Raw genomic sequence first — 17,001 nt, 5'->3', positions numbered from 1 at the left:
TGGCTCGGCGCTGCTCGCCCAGCCAGTGTCGCCGCAACAGCGGGTGCGCCTGTTCACGCAACTCAATGCCGAGATCTGGCGACCGCGCGATGCGGCCCGCATCGCGCAACTCGAAGGCGAGATGCGGCGGCTGGAGACGGAACTGCCGCACGATCCACACATCGCCGAGCTTTGGCGGTTGCTGGCCCGCTCCTACTACAAGATCGGTGCGCAGGACGATGCCTTGCGGGTCGCCCGCATCGCCTTGTCCAGAGTACGTCGGCATCCTGACCCGGTGGAGTACAAGGCCAACCAGACCGTGTTCCTAGTGTCGGCTCAGCAGGGACGCATGCCCGACGCCATCGCTGCCCTGCTTGAGGCGGAGCGGGCGAGCAAGGCGCTGGGTGCGCCCGACGACGTCACCATGCTGCACAACGCGACCAGCTTGTTCATCTATGCCAACGAATGGAAAAGGGCGATCGACTACGGGCAGCGCGCGCTGGCGGCCTACGATGTCGCGCCACATAAGGATCTGACGCGCGCGGACGTGCTCAACAATCTGGGCACGGCCTATCAAGGCGCAAACGAACTGCAACGCTCCGAAGCGATCTATCGCCAGGCGTTGGCAGCGGGGCGTGCAGATGGCAAGACGTCGCTGATCGGGCCATTGAACAACCTGGGCAATGTGCTCGAGCTGCAGCATCGCCCGCGCGAGGCCTTGCCGTTGTTGCGTGAAGCGGCCGCGATGCTGAAGGGCGCGGCGCCGGCCGGCGATCACGGCGAAGCAGGCATCGTCTACTCCACGCTCGGCAACATTCTGGCCGATCTGGGCCAGCGCGACGCCGCGGCCGATGCGTTCGAGCGCGCGCGGCAGATGTTCACGAAATGGGACAACGTGCCGCGGCGCCTGGAACTGTACCCGCGCATGATCGACAACCTCGATGCACTCGGCCGCGACCGCGAGGCACTTGCCCTCATGCGCGAGTACAAGGAGGTCAACGACAAGGCGGTGAACGTCGAATCCAAGACCCGGATCGCCGAGCTCGAATCGGCGGTGGACCTGGCGCGCAAGAACAGCGAACTTGCCGCACTTGCCCGCACCCGTGCCGCCGAACAGACGGCGTATGCGCAACTGCAGGCGCGCGCGCAGCGCCAGCGCAGCGTGCTCTACGGTCTACTCGCCGCACTGCTGGCGCTGGCCGGCTTTTTCCTGCTCAAGGTGCGCGAAGGCCGCGCGCGTCGGCGCATCAACGCGGAACTGGCGCGCAAGAACGAGGAGATCCAGGCGCAGCACCGCGAACTGGAACAGCTCGCCGCCACCATCCGTCGCCAGAGCGAGGAAGACGCCCTCACCGGCCTGCGCAATCGTCGCTACGTCACCGCCTGGCTGCAGGCGTGCGAGGCTGCAGCGACGCCCGAGCGCACGCAGGAACCGCTGCTGATCGCCCTGCTGGACATCGACCACTTCAAACGCGTCAACGACCTGCACGGCCACGAAGGCGGCGACCACGCCCTGATACGACTGGGCGATCTGCTGCGCGAGTGCGCTCGCAGCTCGGACATCATCGCCCGCTGGGGCGGCGAAGAATTCCTGTGGATCTGCCCGGGCGGCACCCTGGCCGACGCCCCGCACCTGTTCCGCCGCCTGCGCGAGCGCCTGCAGGCCGATCCGCTGGTGCGCCCGACCGGCCGCATCGCCCTCACCGTGTCGATGGGCGTGAGCCTGTTCCCCGCCTACCCCGGCGGCGACTGGCCGCTGAGCCTGCGCATTGCCGACGCCGCCCTGTACCGCGCCAAGCATGCCGGCCGCGATCGTTGGGTGGGGCTGACGTTGGACGGTGTGGCCACAGATCTCGGCGCCGATGTGTCGTTGGAGACACTGGAGGCGGAGGGGCTGCTGCGGCAGACCGAGGGTGGGGGCGATGGAGTGGTGTTTCTGGTGGGGCAGGGGGTTGTGTGAGTTAGAGCTTGGAGGGATGCAAGATCAAAGCGAATCAAGCGACGAAATTTGCCCAAAAAGGGTAAATAAATACCCATAATGGGAAGAAAATTGTCCATGTGGGTAGTAAGCTGCACCGCATGGTCAACAACCTGCTCAATCCCGCGGGCGTAGGCGAGGCGCTGCGCTCTTCCCGCGCGCTGACGCTGGGCCTGGCGGATGCCTTGTTCACTCGTACCCAGCAGCGCGTGTTAGGCCTGTTGTACGGTCAGCCGCAGCGCAGCTTTGGTGTCGGCGAACTGATCGCCGCTGCCAGCGGCGGCTCCGGCGCCGTGCAGCGTGAACTGACCAAGCTGGCCGACGCCGGCTTGCTGACGGTACAGCGCATCGGCAACCAAAAGCGCTACCAAGCCAATCCGCATTCCCCCATCCACGACGAACTGCTCGGCATCGTGCAGAAGACCATCGGCCTGGCCGGCCCGCTCGGCGAGGCCTTGCAGCCCATCGCCGACGACATCGTGGCCGCCTTCGTCTACGGATCGGTCGCCAAGCGCAGCGACACCGCGCGCAGCGACATCGACCTGATGGTGATCTCCGATACGCTGGGCTATGCCGACCTGATGCGCGCGCTGGATGGCATGCAGGCGCGGCTGGGCCGCCCGGTCAATCCCACGCTGTACACGCGTGGCGATTACGCCAAGCGCCTGCGCGACGAAAACGCATTCCTGCAGCGGGTGCTGCAGCAACCCAAGATCTGGGTGATTGGAGGCATGGATGACCTCGCCACTTGAAAACCTGTCTGGCCCCGGCAAGCAACTCAGCGCCGAACCGACCGACCAACGCGAATTCGACGGCCTGATCCGCTCCGGCCTGGCCCGCCTGGGCGACGCCAAGAACGCCACACTGGCCCTGGAAAGCCGCTTCGACCTGGCCTACAACGCTGCGCACGCACTGTGCCTGGCGGCACTGCGTGCCAAGGGCTACCGCGCCAACAACCGCTACATCGTGTTCCAGGTGTTGCCGCACACCTTGGGCCTGGGACCGGAGGTGTGGCGGGTGCTGGACAAATGCCACCACCAGCGCAACGTCGCCGAGTACGAGGGCGAACTGGATGTGAGCGAGCGGCTGGTGCTGGATTTGATTGCGGCTTGCGATGCGGTGCGGGTGGCGCTTGGATTTGACGCATAGGTGAGTGCCGCCGCATTGAAACAACCATTCCTGCAAAAGCATCGCAATTGCTTGTAGGAACAAAAACCTTTATTCAATCTTGCATTGTCGATGGCGCACTTGCCACGACACAGCCAGCGCCTGCGAACTGATCATTCGTCGGCTACGACGACGCGCTCGCGCACACCCCGCAGCAGCAATGGCTGCAGCGCTTTGCGACCGGGCGCCGGTTTGCTCTCGTCGCCAACGATCTAGCCGCACAACTGCATGCCTGCGCGGCCGGGGCCGGCGTGGCGCTGCTGCCGCGGTTCCCGCTGGAGGCGACCGCCGGCGGGGCGTTGGTCGAACTGCCAGAGGCGCCGCGCTGCGACGTCGAACGTGAGATCTGGCTGGTCGTGCATCCGGACGTGCGCCGCGCGCCGCGCGTGCAGCGGGTCGCCGAGGCCATCGCTGATGTAGCGCCACTAAGGGCTAGGTGATTCGGTAGTATTCACTGCGGATCGATATAAGCCGTCTAGTATTGAAAATTTTGATTCAGGATCAGTGATATAGATATAGCATCCCTTCATGCCGCGGCTCATTAAGGTTTTATAGGTATTCCGGATGATCCGATCCACGCGGTCACGGGCCTTGGGATCACGCTTGGATTGCAACTTGTATCCGCGGATAGAGCGGTCCTGCTTTGAACGCCTGCTTGGGTCGGTGAGCACCTGACCCTCGCGCCAAACCAGATCCGGTCCGATAATCACGCCCACGTAGTCCATTTCCAGCCCCTGGCAGGTGTGGATGCATCCGATTTGCTCGACCGAGTTCTCGGCGACAGCCCATAAGTCGCCATCGCTACCCAGGTTCCACTGAGCGCGATAGTCGTGTTCCAGGATTTCGATGTCCCATATATCCGGGTTTTTCTTGCCCTTCCAGTCCCAGCAGTAGCCAGCCACTACGCGGGATTTGTTGTTGAGCTTGTTCTTCTCGCGAATCAGGTTGTGCAGTTCAAACGGTGAATCGACGATGCGGAAGTCGAAGGTGTCGCGGTCGAAATCGGTGTTGGCGGTTTCGCGGATGCCGAGGAAGTTGTCCAGCCAAGCGATGTAGCCGTCCGAGCCGGCGCAGCGGAACTGCGAAGCGAGTTCTAGCTCCGTCACTTCGGCGCCAAGGTGCGCGGCCCAACGCCTTAGTTCGCCGGTGTGGCCGATGTCGGAGAGGGTGACAATCTGGTCGTCGTCGACGAAGAAGATGGTGCAATGGGCGCTGCGGATCAGCTCCATTACTTGGTTCTGGCCCTCGTTTCCGTAGAAGCCGCTCTTTTCGTTGAGTCGATGTGCTTCGTCCACGACCAGTACGTCGAAGGTGTCGGATTCAGCCCGATGGAATCCACCCGAGCCGGAGAATAGATTGGAGATTTCATATTTGCGGATATGGCCGGCCAACTTCTGCGCATACACAGCGCGCGGCGCCGCATTTTTGGAGACATACTTACTGTTCGCGCCGCGCTTGGTCAGCGCGACAAGCAGATTTACCGCCACCACAGACTTGCCTGTGCCAGGGCCACCTTTCACGATCACCACCTGCTTGCGCTCTGCGCTGGCCTGCGCGGCACGCGCCAGGCAGGTTTCGTAAACCAGCTTCTGTTCGTCGATCAGCACGAACTCCTGGTTTCCCTTGAGCATGCCGACCACGCTGTCGGCAAGCATCTTGGATGGGCGGATGCGGCCGTTCTCGATCTTGTAAAGCAATTCGCCGTTGTCGCCTTTGCGCACATGCTGGCTGATGAAGTCGCGCAGCTTTCGCTTCTCTTCTACCCCACGCAGGAACAGCGGTGCCTTGTCGGTGTAGGCGGCGTAGCGCGGATCGTCGATAGTGCCGTCGCGGAAGTGGTTGTGCAGGTAGGCGCAAGGCCTTAGCTGGACGTCGCCTTCGTGTACCGCCTCGTTGAAGCCCTGCAGCAGTGCCGCATATGACCAGGCCTGATAGGACGGGTGCGGGCCTTCGGTCTCGGTCGGCCCGCCGCGTTGCGCGCGGACGATGCCGTCCTTGTCGGTGACAGCGGAGGACGACCATTGCTTTAGTTCGATGATGATTGCGCGCGGCTCTTCGGCCTCGCCAAGCCCGCTCAGGATGAAGTCGATACGCTTGGCGGTCTGCGGGATGCCGAACTCGATGCCCACCCCCATATCCGCGGGTAGGCTGTCGTCGCTGAGGACATCAGCCATCTGGGTCAGCGAGTGGCGCCAGGCGCGGAACTCGTTGTCCGGCGCGTAGCGTCCTGTCTTTTGAATGAAAGCGGTGGCGATGATGTCCTCGATCGCCTGCCGCTCAGAGTCGTGCAAGAAAGCGGCACGGGTGGACTGATATACGATCACGCTTTGTGTTCCCCTGAATCCCTTTCACAGCTCGACGGGACTTTGAACCGATGCGATGTGGCTGACAAGGCTTGATGTTTGCGCGCGCCCCCTCGTCAGCTTTGTCGCAACCAACTTGGAGCAATTCGTATACAAGGCCCAGCCTTTATATGTCGCTAGCACCGTGCATCAAAGTTGTTCGATAGGCGACTTGACGCGTTGCATTGTTAGTAGCAAAGTTACTAAACGGAGCCTCGAAACTCCGCAGACAGCGGCACCCACCTCCGATAAGCCGGTGGGTTTTTTGTGCCTGTACGTTTGCAGGTGCAACCGGCATGACGTCTGTGTCGGGAGGGCGGTGAATACAACACCCGAAAGGGAAATAAGCCCGCCGGCTGTCTGCGGTTTCGAGCCTCCCGACTTCCTTTCCGTCGCGTTGCGGCGGGTGGGCCACTTCATGGATGGAGGCGGCGACGATGTCGGACGGCAACGTGGATTTCGAGGCGACGGGTTATTTTCTGCCGGAAGAGAGTCAGTTCCGGCTGGTGCGGTTGGGCGAGCACATCCGGTTCCTGGCGCGACTTGCCCGCCCGCGCAGTGCGGACGAGGAGCGGGAGATCGCGGCGATCGCGCGGACCGGCGAGTTGTCGGCGTGCATGGAGCTACTGGCCGAGCAGGTGGAACTGGTGCTGCGCGAGATCTCGTGGCCGGGACTTCCGCAGTCGTCTTACGTGCGAAAGACACGGCGATAGCTGGTCTTTACAGGTTTTATCTTGCATTGGTGCCTCGCCCACCACCGTCAGTTCAGAGCGCGTGCGCCATCGGCCGTATCTGCTGTTCCTGTTCGCCCGGTGCGTGATACCGCAGTTCCTCGGTGCGTTCCGGCGACAGCATGCGGTTGCCGATGCCCGGTTCGAGGCGTCCGGGGAAACCCCGCACCGGCACGTCCATCAGCTCGCCGAAGGTGCGGTAGGCGGAGTTGCTGTTGATGGTCTCGCCGAAGACCTTGAAGCCGTAGTTCGGATAGTCGCGGTCCTGGGCGTTCAGTTCCGGCACGGCGCGCACCGCGGTATTCCAGCGCTCCAGGATCTCGTGCTTGTCGCCGGTGGCCACCGTTCGCGCCGGCTGGTCGTCGCGGATGTAGGTGGTGCTGTCGACCTTTTCGCCGATGGAGCGGGCGTACGCAGGATCATGCGGGTAATGCCAGGCGCGCAGCGAGTGCCGGGTGGCGTCGGTACCGATGGGAATGGCCTGGCCGGTCTGGCGGTCGGTGGCCAGGCCATGCAGTTCCGCCACGGCCTTGCCGTGTTCATCGCGCAGCACCCAGAAGGCGTGGCCGGCGATGCCGACGACGCCGAGCGAGCGGGCTTCGACGGCGTAAGTGGGCATGTTCGTGTCCTTCCTTGGTCGCTGTGATGGCGCGGGGATCAGAACCGCCGTGTCCTATTCGGGCTCAATGCGGTTGCGTGGCGACGCAGCGAACCAGTGCGGTCTTGAGATCCTGCATCGCCTTGTCGACGCCGAGGTCGACGAAGTAGGCGCCAGCGCCCTTGAGGGCGAGCTTGGCCTGGCTGGCGCCCGGTGGGCGCTCCAGGCGCAGGCGAAAGCCGCTGCGGTTCGCTTCGGGGAAGTCGCCCGATTCCAGGATGCCCTTGGCCGGGTCTTCGCGGGTGACCTTTGGCCAGGAGCTGCTGGTCTCGGACAGGGTGGCGATGCTGGATTCGGCGCAGTCGAACAGGCGCTGGTTGGGCAGGTCGGCCGGAACGCTCAGCACCGCCGAGGCCATGGGCGTCTTGCGGGCGGCGGCGGGCATGCTGCAGGCGCTGGCGACCAGCGCCAGGCCGGCGAATTGGGCGATGCGGTGCCATGCCGTCATGAGGACGTTCCTTGCGTGGGCGATGCCGAGCTTCCTGCTCGGCGCATGATGCCGGATGCGTCTTGGGCTGTTGCGCGGTCAGCGCCGTGCGCGACGCCAGGCGATCAGGGCCACGGCAGCCAGGGCGGCGACGGTGCCGACGGCGGCGACCTGTGCCGCGCGCTTGGCGCGTTGTTCGCGCAGACGCAGCGCGTCGCTGCTGGCATCGTCGGCGGACAGCGGCGAGCGGTACACGCTGTGCGCGGCGGCGCGGCCGGAGACGGCGGCTCGGCGTGCGGGCGGGGTCGGGGCACTGTCGGTAGCGGTGTCGTCCACGACGTGGACGGTGTCGGTGATCATGGTGGGTTGCATCCTCGGCGCTGCGTTCATGCGTGTCTGTCGATCGAGCGGTCGGTTGGTGGCTGACGCCCTATCTTTCCAAGCGCCACGTTAACGCGGCGCGGGGGAAAAGTAATGTGCAGGCGCGGCCCCCTGGGCACCCGCTCAGCCGACCGGGCGGACCATCAGCAGCACGCGGCTGCCGTAGGAATCGGCTTCCTGCACGGGCTGCCAGCCGTGGCGGGCGTACAGGCCGCCGTCCAAGTGCTCGGTCTGCAGGTACAGGGCGTCCAGGCCCAGGTCCGCGGCGTCGGCCAGGGCATGGGCGAGCAGGCGACCGGCGATGCCGCGCCCTCGATAGGCATCGGCGACGTACATGCCGCCCAGCCAGTACGGGTATTGCGGGAAGGCGTCCATTTCCCGGTATTTCAGCTGCACGGCGGCGATCAGTTCAGGGCCGTCGAAGGCCGCCAGCACGCGCGGCAGGCCATGCGCATCCGCGGCGCGCTGGAGCTGGCGCAGTTCGTCGTCCAGCGTGAAACCCGCTTCGCGACCCCAGGCCGCGTGGTACCAGGCGGCGATCTGCGGCAGTTCCGGGGCGTGCTGGTCGAGATGACGGACGTTCATGCGTGCGAGCGTTGCGGTGGTGCGGGAACAGGGAAGTGTAAGCGGGGAACGCGCCTGGACCAGGGCAGGGCTGCGCGGCAGCCCGCGTCCGTGCGGGCTGTCGGCCCATCACGCATGCAATGGGACGCCACACGCGGCTTGAACGGCAGCCACGTCCACCCGTATCTCCACGCGCTCACGCCGGCAAGTTTGGCGATAATGCCGGCCTGTTCCGTCAGGATCGCCGCATGACCGCTCTCACCGAACGTTACGCGCGCGCCGTGGACTACGCGCGCATCGCCCACGCCGGCCAGTTCCGCAAGGGCGGCACGGTGCCGTATCTGAGCCACGTGCTGGGCGTGTCGACGCTGGTGCTGGAGGCTGGCGGCGACGAGGACCAGGCGATCGCGGCGCTGCTGCACGACGTGGTGGAGGATTGCGGCGCCGGCCATGAGGGCGTGATCCGCGCGCAGTTCGGCGAGGCGGTGGCGGACATGGTGATGGCGTGTACTGACGCCACGGCCGAGCGCAAGGCGGTGCCCGCGGACGTGCCGGCCAGGCGCCGCGACTGGCGCATCCGCAAGCAGGCGTATCTGGCACACCTGGCCGAGGCCCCGGACGCGGTGCTGCTGGTGTCGGCCTGCGACAAGCTCTACAACGCGCGCAGCATCGTCGCCGACCTGGAAGACCCCGAGGTCGGTGCGGCAGTGTTCGAGCGCTTCACCGCCGGCCGCGACGGCACGCTGTGGTACTACCAGGCGCTGCATGCGATCTACGCCGAACGCGGTGTGGCGGTGCTGCGCGCCTTCGCCAGTGCGGTGACGCGGATGCAGGCGCTGGCCGCGCGTGACGAGGATGCCGACACGCTGGCGGCGCCTGCGTTGGGCTGAGACTTGCGTCGCCGGCGACGGCGCGCCGTTCTGCGTCGATAGCGGGCTGAACACGCCGCAGCAAAGTCGCCGCGACACGCTCGTGGCAGCCGACCGGCTAAGCTTGCGCGCTCCTTCGCGTTGCCGGTCCTGCCCATGTCCACGCCTTCTGCTACCGCCGCTTCCGGCTTCGTGCGCGTCCGTGGCGCGCGCGAGCACAACCTCAAGGATGTGGACGTGGAGCTGCCGCGCGATGCGCTGGTGGTGTTCACCGGCGTGTCCGGTTCGGGAAAATCGTCGCTGGCGTTCGGTACGCTGTTCGCCGAGGCGCAGCGGCGTTATCTGGATTCGATCTCGCCGTATGCGCGGCGCCTGATCGACCAGGCCGGCGTCGCCGACGTCGACGCCATCGACGGCCTGCCGCCGGCGGTGGCGCTGCAGCAGCATCGCGGTGCGCCGAGCACGCGCTCGTCGGTGGGCAGCGTCACCACCATCTCCAACTCGCTGCGCATGCTGTATTCGCGCGCCGGCACGTATCCGCCAGGGCAGGACATCATCCATGCCGACGGCTTCTCGCCGAACACGCCGGCCGGCGCCTGCCCCACCTGTCATGGGCTGGGACGCATCTACGACGCCACCGAGGCGTCGATGGTGCCGGACCGTTCGCTGAGCATCCGCGAACGCGCGGTGGCGGCGTGGCCACCGGCTTGGCACGGGCAGAACCTGCGCGACATCCTCACCACGCTCGGCCACGATGTCGACGTGCCGTGGGCGAAGCTGCCGAAGAAGACCCGCGACTGGATCCTGTACACCGACGAGCAACCGACCGTGCCGGTGTACCCGGGTTTCAGCCTGGCCGAGACCCAGCGTGCGCTCAAGCGCAAGCAGGAGCCGGCGTACATGGGCACCTTCAGCAGCGCGCGCCGTTACGTGCTGCATACCTTCGCCAGTACGCAGAGCGCGCTCATCAAGAAACGCGTGGCGCAATATCTGATCAGCACCGCGTGCCCCAGCTGCGACGGCAAGCGGCTGCGCCGCGAGGCGCTGTCGGTGACCTTCGCCGGGCTGGACATCGGCGCACTGTCGCAGCGCCCGCTCGGCGAGGTGGCCGACCTGCTGCGTCCCGCGGCGGAAGGCCGCATGCAGGGCCGATCGCGGCATCCGGAGCAGGCGCTGGCCGCGCAGCGCATCGCCCAGGACCTGCTGGCGCGGATCCAGGTGGTGGAGGCGTTGGGCCTGGGTTATCTGACCCTGGAGCGCAGCACGCCGACGCTGTCGCCCGGCGAACTGCAGCGGCTGCGCCTGGCCACGCAGATCCGCTCGCAACTGTTCGGCGTGGTCTACGTGATGGACGAGCCGTCGGCAGGCCTGCATCCGGCCGACACGCAGGCGTTGCTGGGCGCGCTGGACCAGCTCAAGGGCGCGGGCAATTCGTTGTTCGTGGTCGAGCACGAGATCGACGTGATCCGCCATGCCGACTGGATCGTCGATGTCGGCCCCGGTGCCGGCGAGCACGGCGGGCAGGTGCTGTACAGCGGTCCGCCGGTGGGATTGGCGCAGGTGCAGGCCTCGTCCACGCGCCGCTACCTGTTCGCCGAACCGCACGCCGCTGCCCATGCGCCGCGCTCGCCGGAGGCCTGGCTGCAGTTGCGCGAGGTCAGCCGCAACAACGTGGTCGCGCTGGACGTGGACATCCCGCTGGGCGTGTTCACCACGGTCACCGGCGTGTCCGGCTCGGGCAAGTCCTCGCTGGTCAGCCAGGCGCTGGTGGAATTGCTGGGCACGCAACTGGGGCAGGCGCCGGCCGAGGCGGAGGAGGAACTGGATCCGCTGGAGCGCGGTGCGCGTGTCGCCACCGATGGCTACATTGCCGGCGGCCTGGAACACGTGCGGCGGCTGGTGCAGGTGGACCAGGCGCCGATCGGGCGCACGCCGCGCTCCAACCTGGCGACCTACACCGGCCTGTTCGACCATGTGCGCAAGCGCTTCGCGGCCACGCCGGCAGCGCGCAAGCGCAAGTACGACGCCGGGCGTTTTTCGTTCAACGTCGCCAAGGGCCGCTGCGAGACCTGCGAAGGCGAGGGTGCGGTGAGCGTGGAACTGCTGTTCATGCCCAGCGTGTATGCGCCGTGCCCGACCTGCCATGGCGCGCGCTACAACGCCAAGACGCTGGAGATCGAACTGCGCGGCCAGAACATCGCACAGGTGCTGCGCATGACCGTGGCGCAGGCGCTGGATTTCTTTGCCGACGATGCGGCGATCGCGCGGCCGCTGCAGGTGCTGATGGAGGTGGGCCTGGGCTATCTGCGCCTGGGCCAGCCGGCCACCGAACTGTCCGGCGGCGAGGCGCAGCGGATCAAGCTGGCCAGCGAGCTGCAGCGTGCGCAGCGCCGCGGCACCGTGTACGTGCTGGACGAACCCACCACCGGCCTGCACCCGGCCGACGTGGACACGCTGCTGCGGCAATTGCACGGGCTGGTGGAGGCGGGCAACACCGTGGTGGCGGTGGAGCACGACATGCGCGTGGCCGCGGCCAGCGACTGGATCATCGACATGGGGCCAGGCGCGGGCGGGGCGGGCGGCAAGGTCGTGGCGGCGGGCGTGCCGGGAGTGGTGGCGACGCATGCAGGCAGCCGAACGGCGCCTTTCCTGGCTGCGGAATTGGCGGGGTAGGCGCGCACGTCGCGGCGCGTGGTCTTCGTCAGTTCCGACACGGCGAGGGCATGCCGGAATGCACGATGATGCAGTCGCAGCGAGCGAAGCCTGCCGGGTGCCTGACCCTGCAAAGCGTCGGGACTGAAGTCCCTCCCACAGTGCACCCGGGTAAGGCTCCGCACGGCTCTGCGGGAAGGGTTCCGTGTAGTCTCAAAACCGCCTGGAGCCGCTCGCAATGAGGTCTCATGCCGCATCGCGCATCGCGCATCGCGCACTGTGACGCGACAGCCCGCAGTGCCGCCGGCGTGAAACGCCGCCCACGTTGGCCACGCGCGGGCCACGGTGGCGACCGCGTGGCCGCCGCCGACGGCGGTTGGCGAGGCTGCGGCGATCAGCCCAGCAGTTCGAAGCTGGCCGTCAGCCCCGGTGCCTGCGCCGAAGGCGCGACCCACAGATCGAACTGGCCCGGTTCCACCGTCGGCTTGAGCGCCTGGCCCACGAACAGCAGATCCTCGCGACGCAGCACGAAGTCCACGCTGGCGCTGCCGCCGGCCGGCACCGCGACCTTGCGGAAATCCTTCAGTTCGCGCACCGGGCGGGTGATGCTGGCGCTGCGGTCGCGGACGTACAGTTGCACCACTTCCTCGGCGTCGCGGTGGCCGCGGTTGTGGATGCGTGCGGCGATCTTCAGCGTGCCGCCGGCGGCCAGCCGCGACGTGCTCAAGGTCAGTTCGCCGTACTCGATGCGGCCATAGGTCAGGCCGTGGCCGAACGGGAACAACGCGGTGTTGGAGATCGTGCGGTAGTGGGTGGTGAAGGGCGTCAGCGCGTTCGGGCGCGGATCCGGGCGACCGGTGGGCTTGTGCGCGTAGTAGTACGGCGACTGCCCGGATTCGTGCGGGAAGCTCACCGGCAGGCGCCCGGAGGGGCCGTGCACGCCGAGCAGGATGTCGGCCAGCGCCGGGCCGGAGGCCGAGCCGAGGAACCAGCTGACCAGGATCGCCGGCGCGTCCAGCACCGCGCCGTCGAGCACCAGCGCACGGCCATTGCTGAGCACCACCACCACCGGCGTGCCGGTGGCCGCCACGGCGGCCAGCAGCGACTGCTGCGCGCCGGGGATGCTGATGTCGGTGCGCGACTGCGCTTCGCCGGAGTAGCGCAGCGGTTCGCCGATCGCCAGGATCGCCACGTCGGCGGCGGTCGCCGCGGCCACCGCCGCCTGCACGCCGCCGGGCAGTGCGTGTTCGAACGCGCAGCCTTCCACCACCTGCAACGTGGCCGGATCGGCGAGTCGCGCGCGCAGGGCCGTGGCCAGGTCGTTGCCGCTGTCGTCGCCGCCGAACAGGGTCCACGGTCCGGCGCTCTCCACCCAGTTGCTGGCCATCGGCCCGATCAGGGCGATGCGCTGGCCCTGGCGCTTGAGCGGCAGCAGCTCGCCCTCGTTCTTGAGCAGCACCACCGATTTGCGTGCGGCCTCGTGCGCCAGTGCCAGCGTCTCCGGGCGCCGCTGCCGCGCCTGCGCGCGCTCGGGCACGATGCGCAGGAACGGGTCGTCGAACAGGCCCAGCGCGGCCTTGAAGCGCAGCACGCGGCGCACCGCGTCGTCCAGCCGCGCCATCGGCACCGCACCGTCGGCGACCAGGCCAGGCAGGTGCTGCAGGTACAGCCCGCTCTGCATGCTGATGTCCACGCCGGCCAGGAACGCCAGCCGCGCCGCGTCGCGCGCATCGCGGGCGTAGCCGTGCGCGACCAGTTCCAGGTCGCCGGTGTAGTCGGAGACGACCAGGCCGCTGTAGTTCCACTCGCCGCGCAGCACCTGGCTCAGCAGCCAGGTGTTGGCGGTGGCGGGCACGCCGGACAGCTCGTTGAAGGAAGCCATGGTGGTCACCGCGCCGGCGCCGAAGGCGGCCTGGAACGGCGGGAAATACACCTCGCGGAGGGTGCGCTCGGAGATGTCGACGGTGTTGTAGTCCAGGCCGGCCTCGGCCGCGCCATAGGCCGCGAAGTGCTTGGCGCAGGCGGCCAGCGCATCGGCATGGTCGATGCCCTCGCCCTGGAAGCCGCGCACGCGGGCCTCGGCGAAACGCCGGCCCAGCAGCACATCCTCGCCGCTGCCTTCCACGCCGCGGCCCCAGCGCGCATCGCGGGCGATGTCGACCATCGGCGCGAAGGTCCAGTCGATGCCGACCGCGCTGGCTTCCAGTGCGGCGGCCCGCGCGGTGCGTTGCGCCAGCTCCGGCTCGAAGCTGGCGGCTTCGCCCAGCGGCACCGGGAACACGGTGGTGAAGCCGTGGATCACATCGGCGGCGAACAGCATCGGGATCTTCAGCCGGCTCTCCAGCGCGGCCTGCTGCAGTTGCTGGTGCCAGCGCACGTTGGAGCCGTTGAAGATGCCGGTCAGGCGTCCGGCGCGCGCCGCGGCCAACTGGCCCTCGGCGGTGGGACGCACGTTGACCGGATTGGCGGCGGCCGCTGCATCGGTCTGCTGCGCCGAACCGAACAGGGTCAGCTGCCCGGCCTTCTCTTCCGGCGTCATCCGCGCGATCAGCGCATCGATGAAGGCCGGCGTCTTCGCCGACGCACGCGGCAGGGCCAGGCCCATCGGCACGTGCGACAGCAACGCGAACGAACCGGCGCCGAGCAACAGCCCGCGCCGCGTGGTACGAAACGTCATCGGCAAATCCCCTGTTTGGACCCCGATGGTCACGCTACCTCATCGGGAGCGAGAAGTTGTGATGCGGTGCACGATAACCGTGGGTCGGCAGGCGCGCTCCCTGGAACATCACCAGGCAGCCGCGTGATCGCGATGGGGCGACCGGCAGGGGCGATGCCGTCGCCAATCTGGGCGTAGACGTCGCGCTTGGCGCAACCGCGCCTTGCTTGCTCAGCCCGCTACCAATCCAGCGTTTCCAGAAAGCGCGCGGCCTCGACGTCGCTGCCCAGATAGGCGGCCAGCGACGCGGCGACCGCGTTGCGGGCAGTGGCGCACAGCGCGGCGCTGTCGTCGAATGCGGCATCGCCGAGTTCGGCCATGGTGTTGGCCATGGTCGCCAGACCACCGAATGCGATCTCCAGGCTGACGGCCAGCGGTCGGGGGCGCCATGCGCCGGCCCCGTGGAACGCGAACAGCACGCCGCCGCTGGCGGTGTCGAGGATGACAGGGTCCGCGCCCTGGTCCGCGATCACCAGCCAGTGGTCGCGCCAGGCGGCAATGGGCTTGCCGTCGATCGCGTTCCAGCGGTAGCCGGCCTGCAGCGCCCACAGCTTGCACAACGGCGGAATGTCGAGCGGGTTGCCGCCGAGTTGCAGCGACAGGCCGGTCGGGCCGGCCGTGGCGTCGCGGATGTCGCCCCATGGCCCCACCTGCGCATAGAAGTCGGCGAGCGCCTGTGGCAGCGGCAGCGTGCCCTGCCAGTCGGATGCAGGTTGCGGACGCAGTTCGCCCCAGGAGGCGAGCAGCGTGCGGAGGGTGGCGTAGGACATCGGGCGTGTGGCGACAGTCGACCTGAGGCGCATTATGCCCGGCGCGTGTCGTGCGCCGTGTGCATGATGCCGTGCCGGCAGCGCTTGCAACGGGCACCTGGCGCGTGCGGCGCTGCGGCCGACGACAGGGCTGGTTGTCCAGCCCGATGTTCTGCGCCGCGCTGGCTTGCGGCACGTGGACCAGCTCGTACGACACCTGCCGCGACGCTGTCGGGGTCCCATTGCAGGCGCACATCGGACCGCTCGATCGCGTCTTTCCAGGCGACCTGACTGGCGAATCGCGCCGGATCGAAGGTCGACGGGGCCGTGGCACGCAGTAGGGGGTCGAAGCAGGCGCGTGGCAGCCGGATCGCCAGGATCCGCTCCTGCCTTGCTTCTGCGCCCAACCGGCGCGGGACATCATCCACAGGAAATTCGGCTTGATCCAGCTCATCCGGTCGTAGCTGAACTCGCCGCCGAAGCGCTGATGGTCCATGGCGAACCGCGCAATCGCAGGGCGATCCACCTTGTAGACATCGATCGCATCGGTGTCGAAGCACGACAGGATGTCACGACCCCGGCACGGCCAGGTGAGCTGCAAGGCAGCGCAAGGGACGGTATGCAGCGTCGCGCAGCCTACGTCGTCGCAGCAACGTCGTCGATCCGCTGCCGCGTCTCCCGTGCCGCCGGATGCCGCGCGATGCGTTCGCCTGGATCGGGACGCCAGCCGTAACGCCTCTCAGGGCTGAAGCCTCGACGGCAGGCGCGTTTGCGCGGAGGTGCTTGCCGCCGTGAGAGCGGCGCTGACTTCCCGTGGGATCCAGTTGCCCGCCGGCGTCGTCGAAAGGCATGCTGTGCGGGACACGCAACGAGCAGGGCCGATCCATGCAGCGCCCTGGGTGCTTTCGCGCGTGCGGCCGCACTGAATCACTCAGCCTGCGCTCGCCTCCAGACTCGCGCGCTGAGACCCGCACTGGCTACCCTGGCGCACCCCGTTCCTCGGAGCCCCCCATGAGCCGACGTTCCGGCAGCGCCGATCTGCCCCTGCATGGCGGTCGCGTGCCGCACTGGCTGGGCGCGCGCATGACCCGGCTCGGCGCGGTGATGTGCCAGGCCATCGTGCACAGCTATGGCCGCGACGAATTGCTGCGGCGCCTGGCGCATCCGTTCTGGTTCCAGTCGCTGGGGGCGGTGATGGGCATGGACTGGCATTCCTCCGGCATCACCACCAGCGTACTGGGCGCGCTCAAGCGCGGCCTGGCGCCGCTGTCCGGCGAACTGGGCATCCACGTGTGCGGCGGCCGTGGGCGGCATTCGCGGGCCACGCCGGACGAACTGCAGGCGGTGGGCGAGCGCACCGGCCTGGACGGCGCGGAACTGGCGCGGGTCAGCCGCCTGGTGGCCAAGGTCGACAGCGCCGCGGTGCAGGACGGCTTCGACCTGTACCTGCACGGTTTCATCGTCAGCGACGACGGGCGCTGGGTGGTGGTGCAGCAGGGCATGCACGGTGGGCGCAAGCAGGCACGCCGCTACCACTGGCTGTCGGAAGGCCTGAGCAGCTTCGTCGATGCACCGCATGCGGCGATCGACGGCCCGCGCCAGGGCCGCATCGTCAATCTCGCCGATCATCGCGCCGCCGCCGCGCGTGCGGCGCAGGTGGAGCTGTTGCAGACGCTGGCACCGGAGCGCATCGCCCGCGAATACGCCGCGCTGGAGGCCGCGCAGACGCCGGCATCGGCCGCCACGGCGCCGACCCACGCCGCGCAGGGGCGGGGCGCCACCGCGCCG

The 17,001-nt window shown here is 67.7% G+C and carries 15 protein-coding genes and 1 pseudogene; 8 read left to right on the top strand and 8 right to left on the bottom strand.

Annotated features, from left to right (window positions below; translation table 11 throughout):
- The 4 genes from D183_RS0111700 to D183_RS24555 form a co-directional block, all read left to right on the top strand.
- The coding region (locus tag D183_RS0111700; protein ID WP_017909155.1) for a tetratricopeptide repeat-containing diguanylate cyclase at positions 1-1,939 on the top strand (1,939 nt) is incomplete at its 5' end.
- A 98-nt stretch (positions 1,940-2,037) separates the two neighbouring features.
- Entirely contained in the window at positions 2,038-2,709 is a 672-nt protein-coding gene (locus D183_RS0111695) for a transcriptional regulator (protein WP_232757262.1), read from the top strand.
- Positions 2,693-3,106 carry a hypothetical protein gene (locus D183_RS0111690; protein ID WP_017909153.1) on the top strand — a complete coding sequence of 138 codons (414 nt, stop codon included), beginning with the start codon at positions 2,693-2,695 and terminating at the stop codon, positions 3,104-3,106. The genes D183_RS0111695 and D183_RS0111690 overlap by 17 nt, the downstream gene beginning before the upstream one ends.
- A gap of 182 nt (positions 3,107-3,288) precedes the next feature.
- Positions 3,289-3,564, top strand: a complete 276-nt coding sequence (locus tag D183_RS24555) for a LysR substrate-binding domain-containing protein (RefSeq protein ID WP_198527660.1) — start codon at positions 3,289-3,291, stop codon at positions 3,562-3,564.
- Here D183_RS24555 and D183_RS0111680 read toward each other — a convergent pair.
- On the bottom strand, positions 3,550-5,448 hold the full coding sequence (locus D183_RS0111680; protein WP_017909151.1) for a DUF2075 domain-containing protein: 1,899 nt from the start codon (positions 5,446-5,448) through the stop codon (positions 3,550-3,552). The two genes, D183_RS24555 and D183_RS0111680, sit on opposite strands and share 15 nt — an antisense overlap.
- Before the next feature lie 455 nt (positions 5,449-5,903).
- Here D183_RS0111680 and D183_RS0111675 point away from each other — a divergent pair, with 455 nt between their 5' ends.
- Entirely contained in the window at positions 5,904-6,179 is a 276-nt protein-coding gene (locus D183_RS0111675) for an XAC0095 family protein (protein WP_232757261.1), read from the top strand.
- Positions 6,180-6,231: 52 nt separating this feature from the next.
- Here the strand turns inward: D183_RS0111675 and D183_RS24550 are convergent, their stop codons facing one another.
- From D183_RS24550 to D183_RS0111655, 4 genes are all read right to left on the bottom strand, one after another.
- Positions 6,232-6,816: a hypothetical protein gene (locus tag D183_RS24550; protein ID WP_017909149.1), complete on the bottom strand. Its 585-nt coding sequence runs from the start codon at positions 6,814-6,816 to the stop codon at positions 6,232-6,234.
- Between the two features lie 64 nt (positions 6,817-6,880).
- Positions 6,881-7,303, bottom strand: a complete 423-nt coding sequence (locus D183_RS0111665) for a hypothetical protein (protein WP_017909148.1) — start codon at positions 7,301-7,303, stop codon at positions 6,881-6,883.
- 78 nt (positions 7,304-7,381) lie between these two features.
- A complete protein-coding gene (locus D183_RS0111660; RefSeq protein ID WP_232757260.1) occupies positions 7,382-7,642 on the bottom strand; it encodes a hypothetical protein in 261 nt (86 codons plus the stop codon).
- 144 nt (positions 7,643-7,786) lie between these two features.
- Positions 7,787-8,248 (bottom strand): GNAT family N-acetyltransferase, encoded by a 462-nt coding sequence (locus D183_RS0111655; protein ID WP_017909146.1) that lies wholly within the window; start codon positions 8,246-8,248, stop codon positions 7,787-7,789.
- A 227-nt stretch (positions 8,249-8,475) separates the two neighbouring features.
- Here D183_RS0111655 and D183_RS0111650 point away from each other — a divergent pair, with 227 nt between their 5' ends.
- Positions 8,476-9,117: an HD domain-containing protein gene (locus tag D183_RS0111650; protein ID WP_017909145.1), complete on the top strand. Its 642-nt coding sequence runs from the start codon at positions 8,476-8,478 to the stop codon at positions 9,115-9,117.
- A gap of 135 nt (positions 9,118-9,252) precedes the next feature.
- Positions 9,253-11,769, top strand: coding sequence for an excinuclease ABC subunit UvrA (locus D183_RS0111645; protein WP_026144394.1), 2,517 nt, complete (start codon positions 9,253-9,255; stop codon positions 11,767-11,769).
- A 373-nt stretch (positions 11,770-12,142) separates the two neighbouring features.
- Here the strand turns inward: D183_RS0111645 and D183_RS0111640 are convergent, their stop codons facing one another.
- The 3 genes and pseudogenes from D183_RS0111640 to D183_RS28240 form a co-directional block, all read right to left on the bottom strand.
- A complete protein-coding gene (locus D183_RS0111640) occupies positions 12,143-14,425 on the bottom strand; it encodes a glycoside hydrolase family 3 N-terminal domain-containing protein (RefSeq protein ID WP_017909143.1) in 2,283 nt (760 codons plus the stop codon).
- Between the two features lie 218 nt (positions 14,426-14,643).
- On the bottom strand, positions 14,644-15,234 hold the full coding sequence (locus tag D183_RS0111635) for a hypothetical protein (protein ID WP_017909142.1): 591 nt from the start codon (positions 15,232-15,234) through the stop codon (positions 14,644-14,646).
- Between the two features lie 32 nt (positions 15,235-15,266).
- Positions 15,267-15,814 (bottom strand): annotated as a pseudogene (locus D183_RS28240) (DUF4291 family protein).
- 410 nt (positions 15,815-16,224) lie between these two features.
- Between D183_RS28240 and D183_RS0111630 the strand changes: the two are divergent.
- Positions 16,225-17,001: DUF763 domain-containing protein (locus tag D183_RS0111630; protein WP_017909141.1), on the top strand; the 777-nt coding region annotated here is incomplete at its 3' end.

Source organism: Xanthomonas sp. SHU 199 (assembly GCF_000364665.1).
Classification (GTDB): domain Bacteria; phylum Pseudomonadota; class Gammaproteobacteria; order Xanthomonadales; family Xanthomonadaceae; genus Xanthomonas_A; species Xanthomonas_A sontii.
The sequence above is the reverse complement of the archived record's forward strand: the minus strand, read 5'-3'. Positions and strand labels throughout refer to the sequence as shown.

Coding starts and splice junctions, on each gene's coding strand:
- D183_RS0111690 (WP_017909153.1), top strand. CDS start 2,693: ATGACCTCGCCACTTGAAAACCTGTCTGGCCCCGGCAAGCAACTCAGC.
- D183_RS0111675 (WP_232757261.1), top strand. CDS start 5,904: ATGTCGGACGGCAACGTGGATTTCGAGGCGACGGGTTATTTTCTGCCG.
- D183_RS24550 (WP_017909149.1), bottom strand. CDS start 6,816: ATGCCCACTTACGCCGTCGAAGCCCGCTCGCTCGGCGTCGTCGGCATC.
- D183_RS0111665 (WP_017909148.1), bottom strand. CDS start 7,303: ATGACGGCATGGCACCGCATCGCCCAATTCGCCGGCCTGGCGCTGGTC.
- D183_RS0111660 (WP_232757260.1), bottom strand. CDS start 7,642: ATGATCACCGACACCGTCCACGTCGTGGACGACACCGCTACCGACAGT.
- D183_RS0111655 (WP_017909146.1), bottom strand. CDS start 8,248: ATGAACGTCCGTCATCTCGACCAGCACGCCCCGGAACTGCCGCAGATC.
- D183_RS0111650 (WP_017909145.1), top strand. CDS start 8,476: ATGACCGCTCTCACCGAACGTTACGCGCGCGCCGTGGACTACGCGCGC.
- D183_RS0111645 (WP_026144394.1), top strand. CDS start 9,253: ATGTCCACGCCTTCTGCTACCGCCGCTTCCGGCTTCGTGCGCGTCCGT.
- D183_RS0111640 (WP_017909143.1), bottom strand. CDS start 14,425: ATGACGTTTCGTACCACGCGGCGCGGGCTGTTGCTCGGCGCCGGTTCG.
- D183_RS0111635 (WP_017909142.1), bottom strand. CDS start 15,234: ATGTCCTACGCCACCCTCCGCACGCTGCTCGCCTCCTGGGGCGAACTG.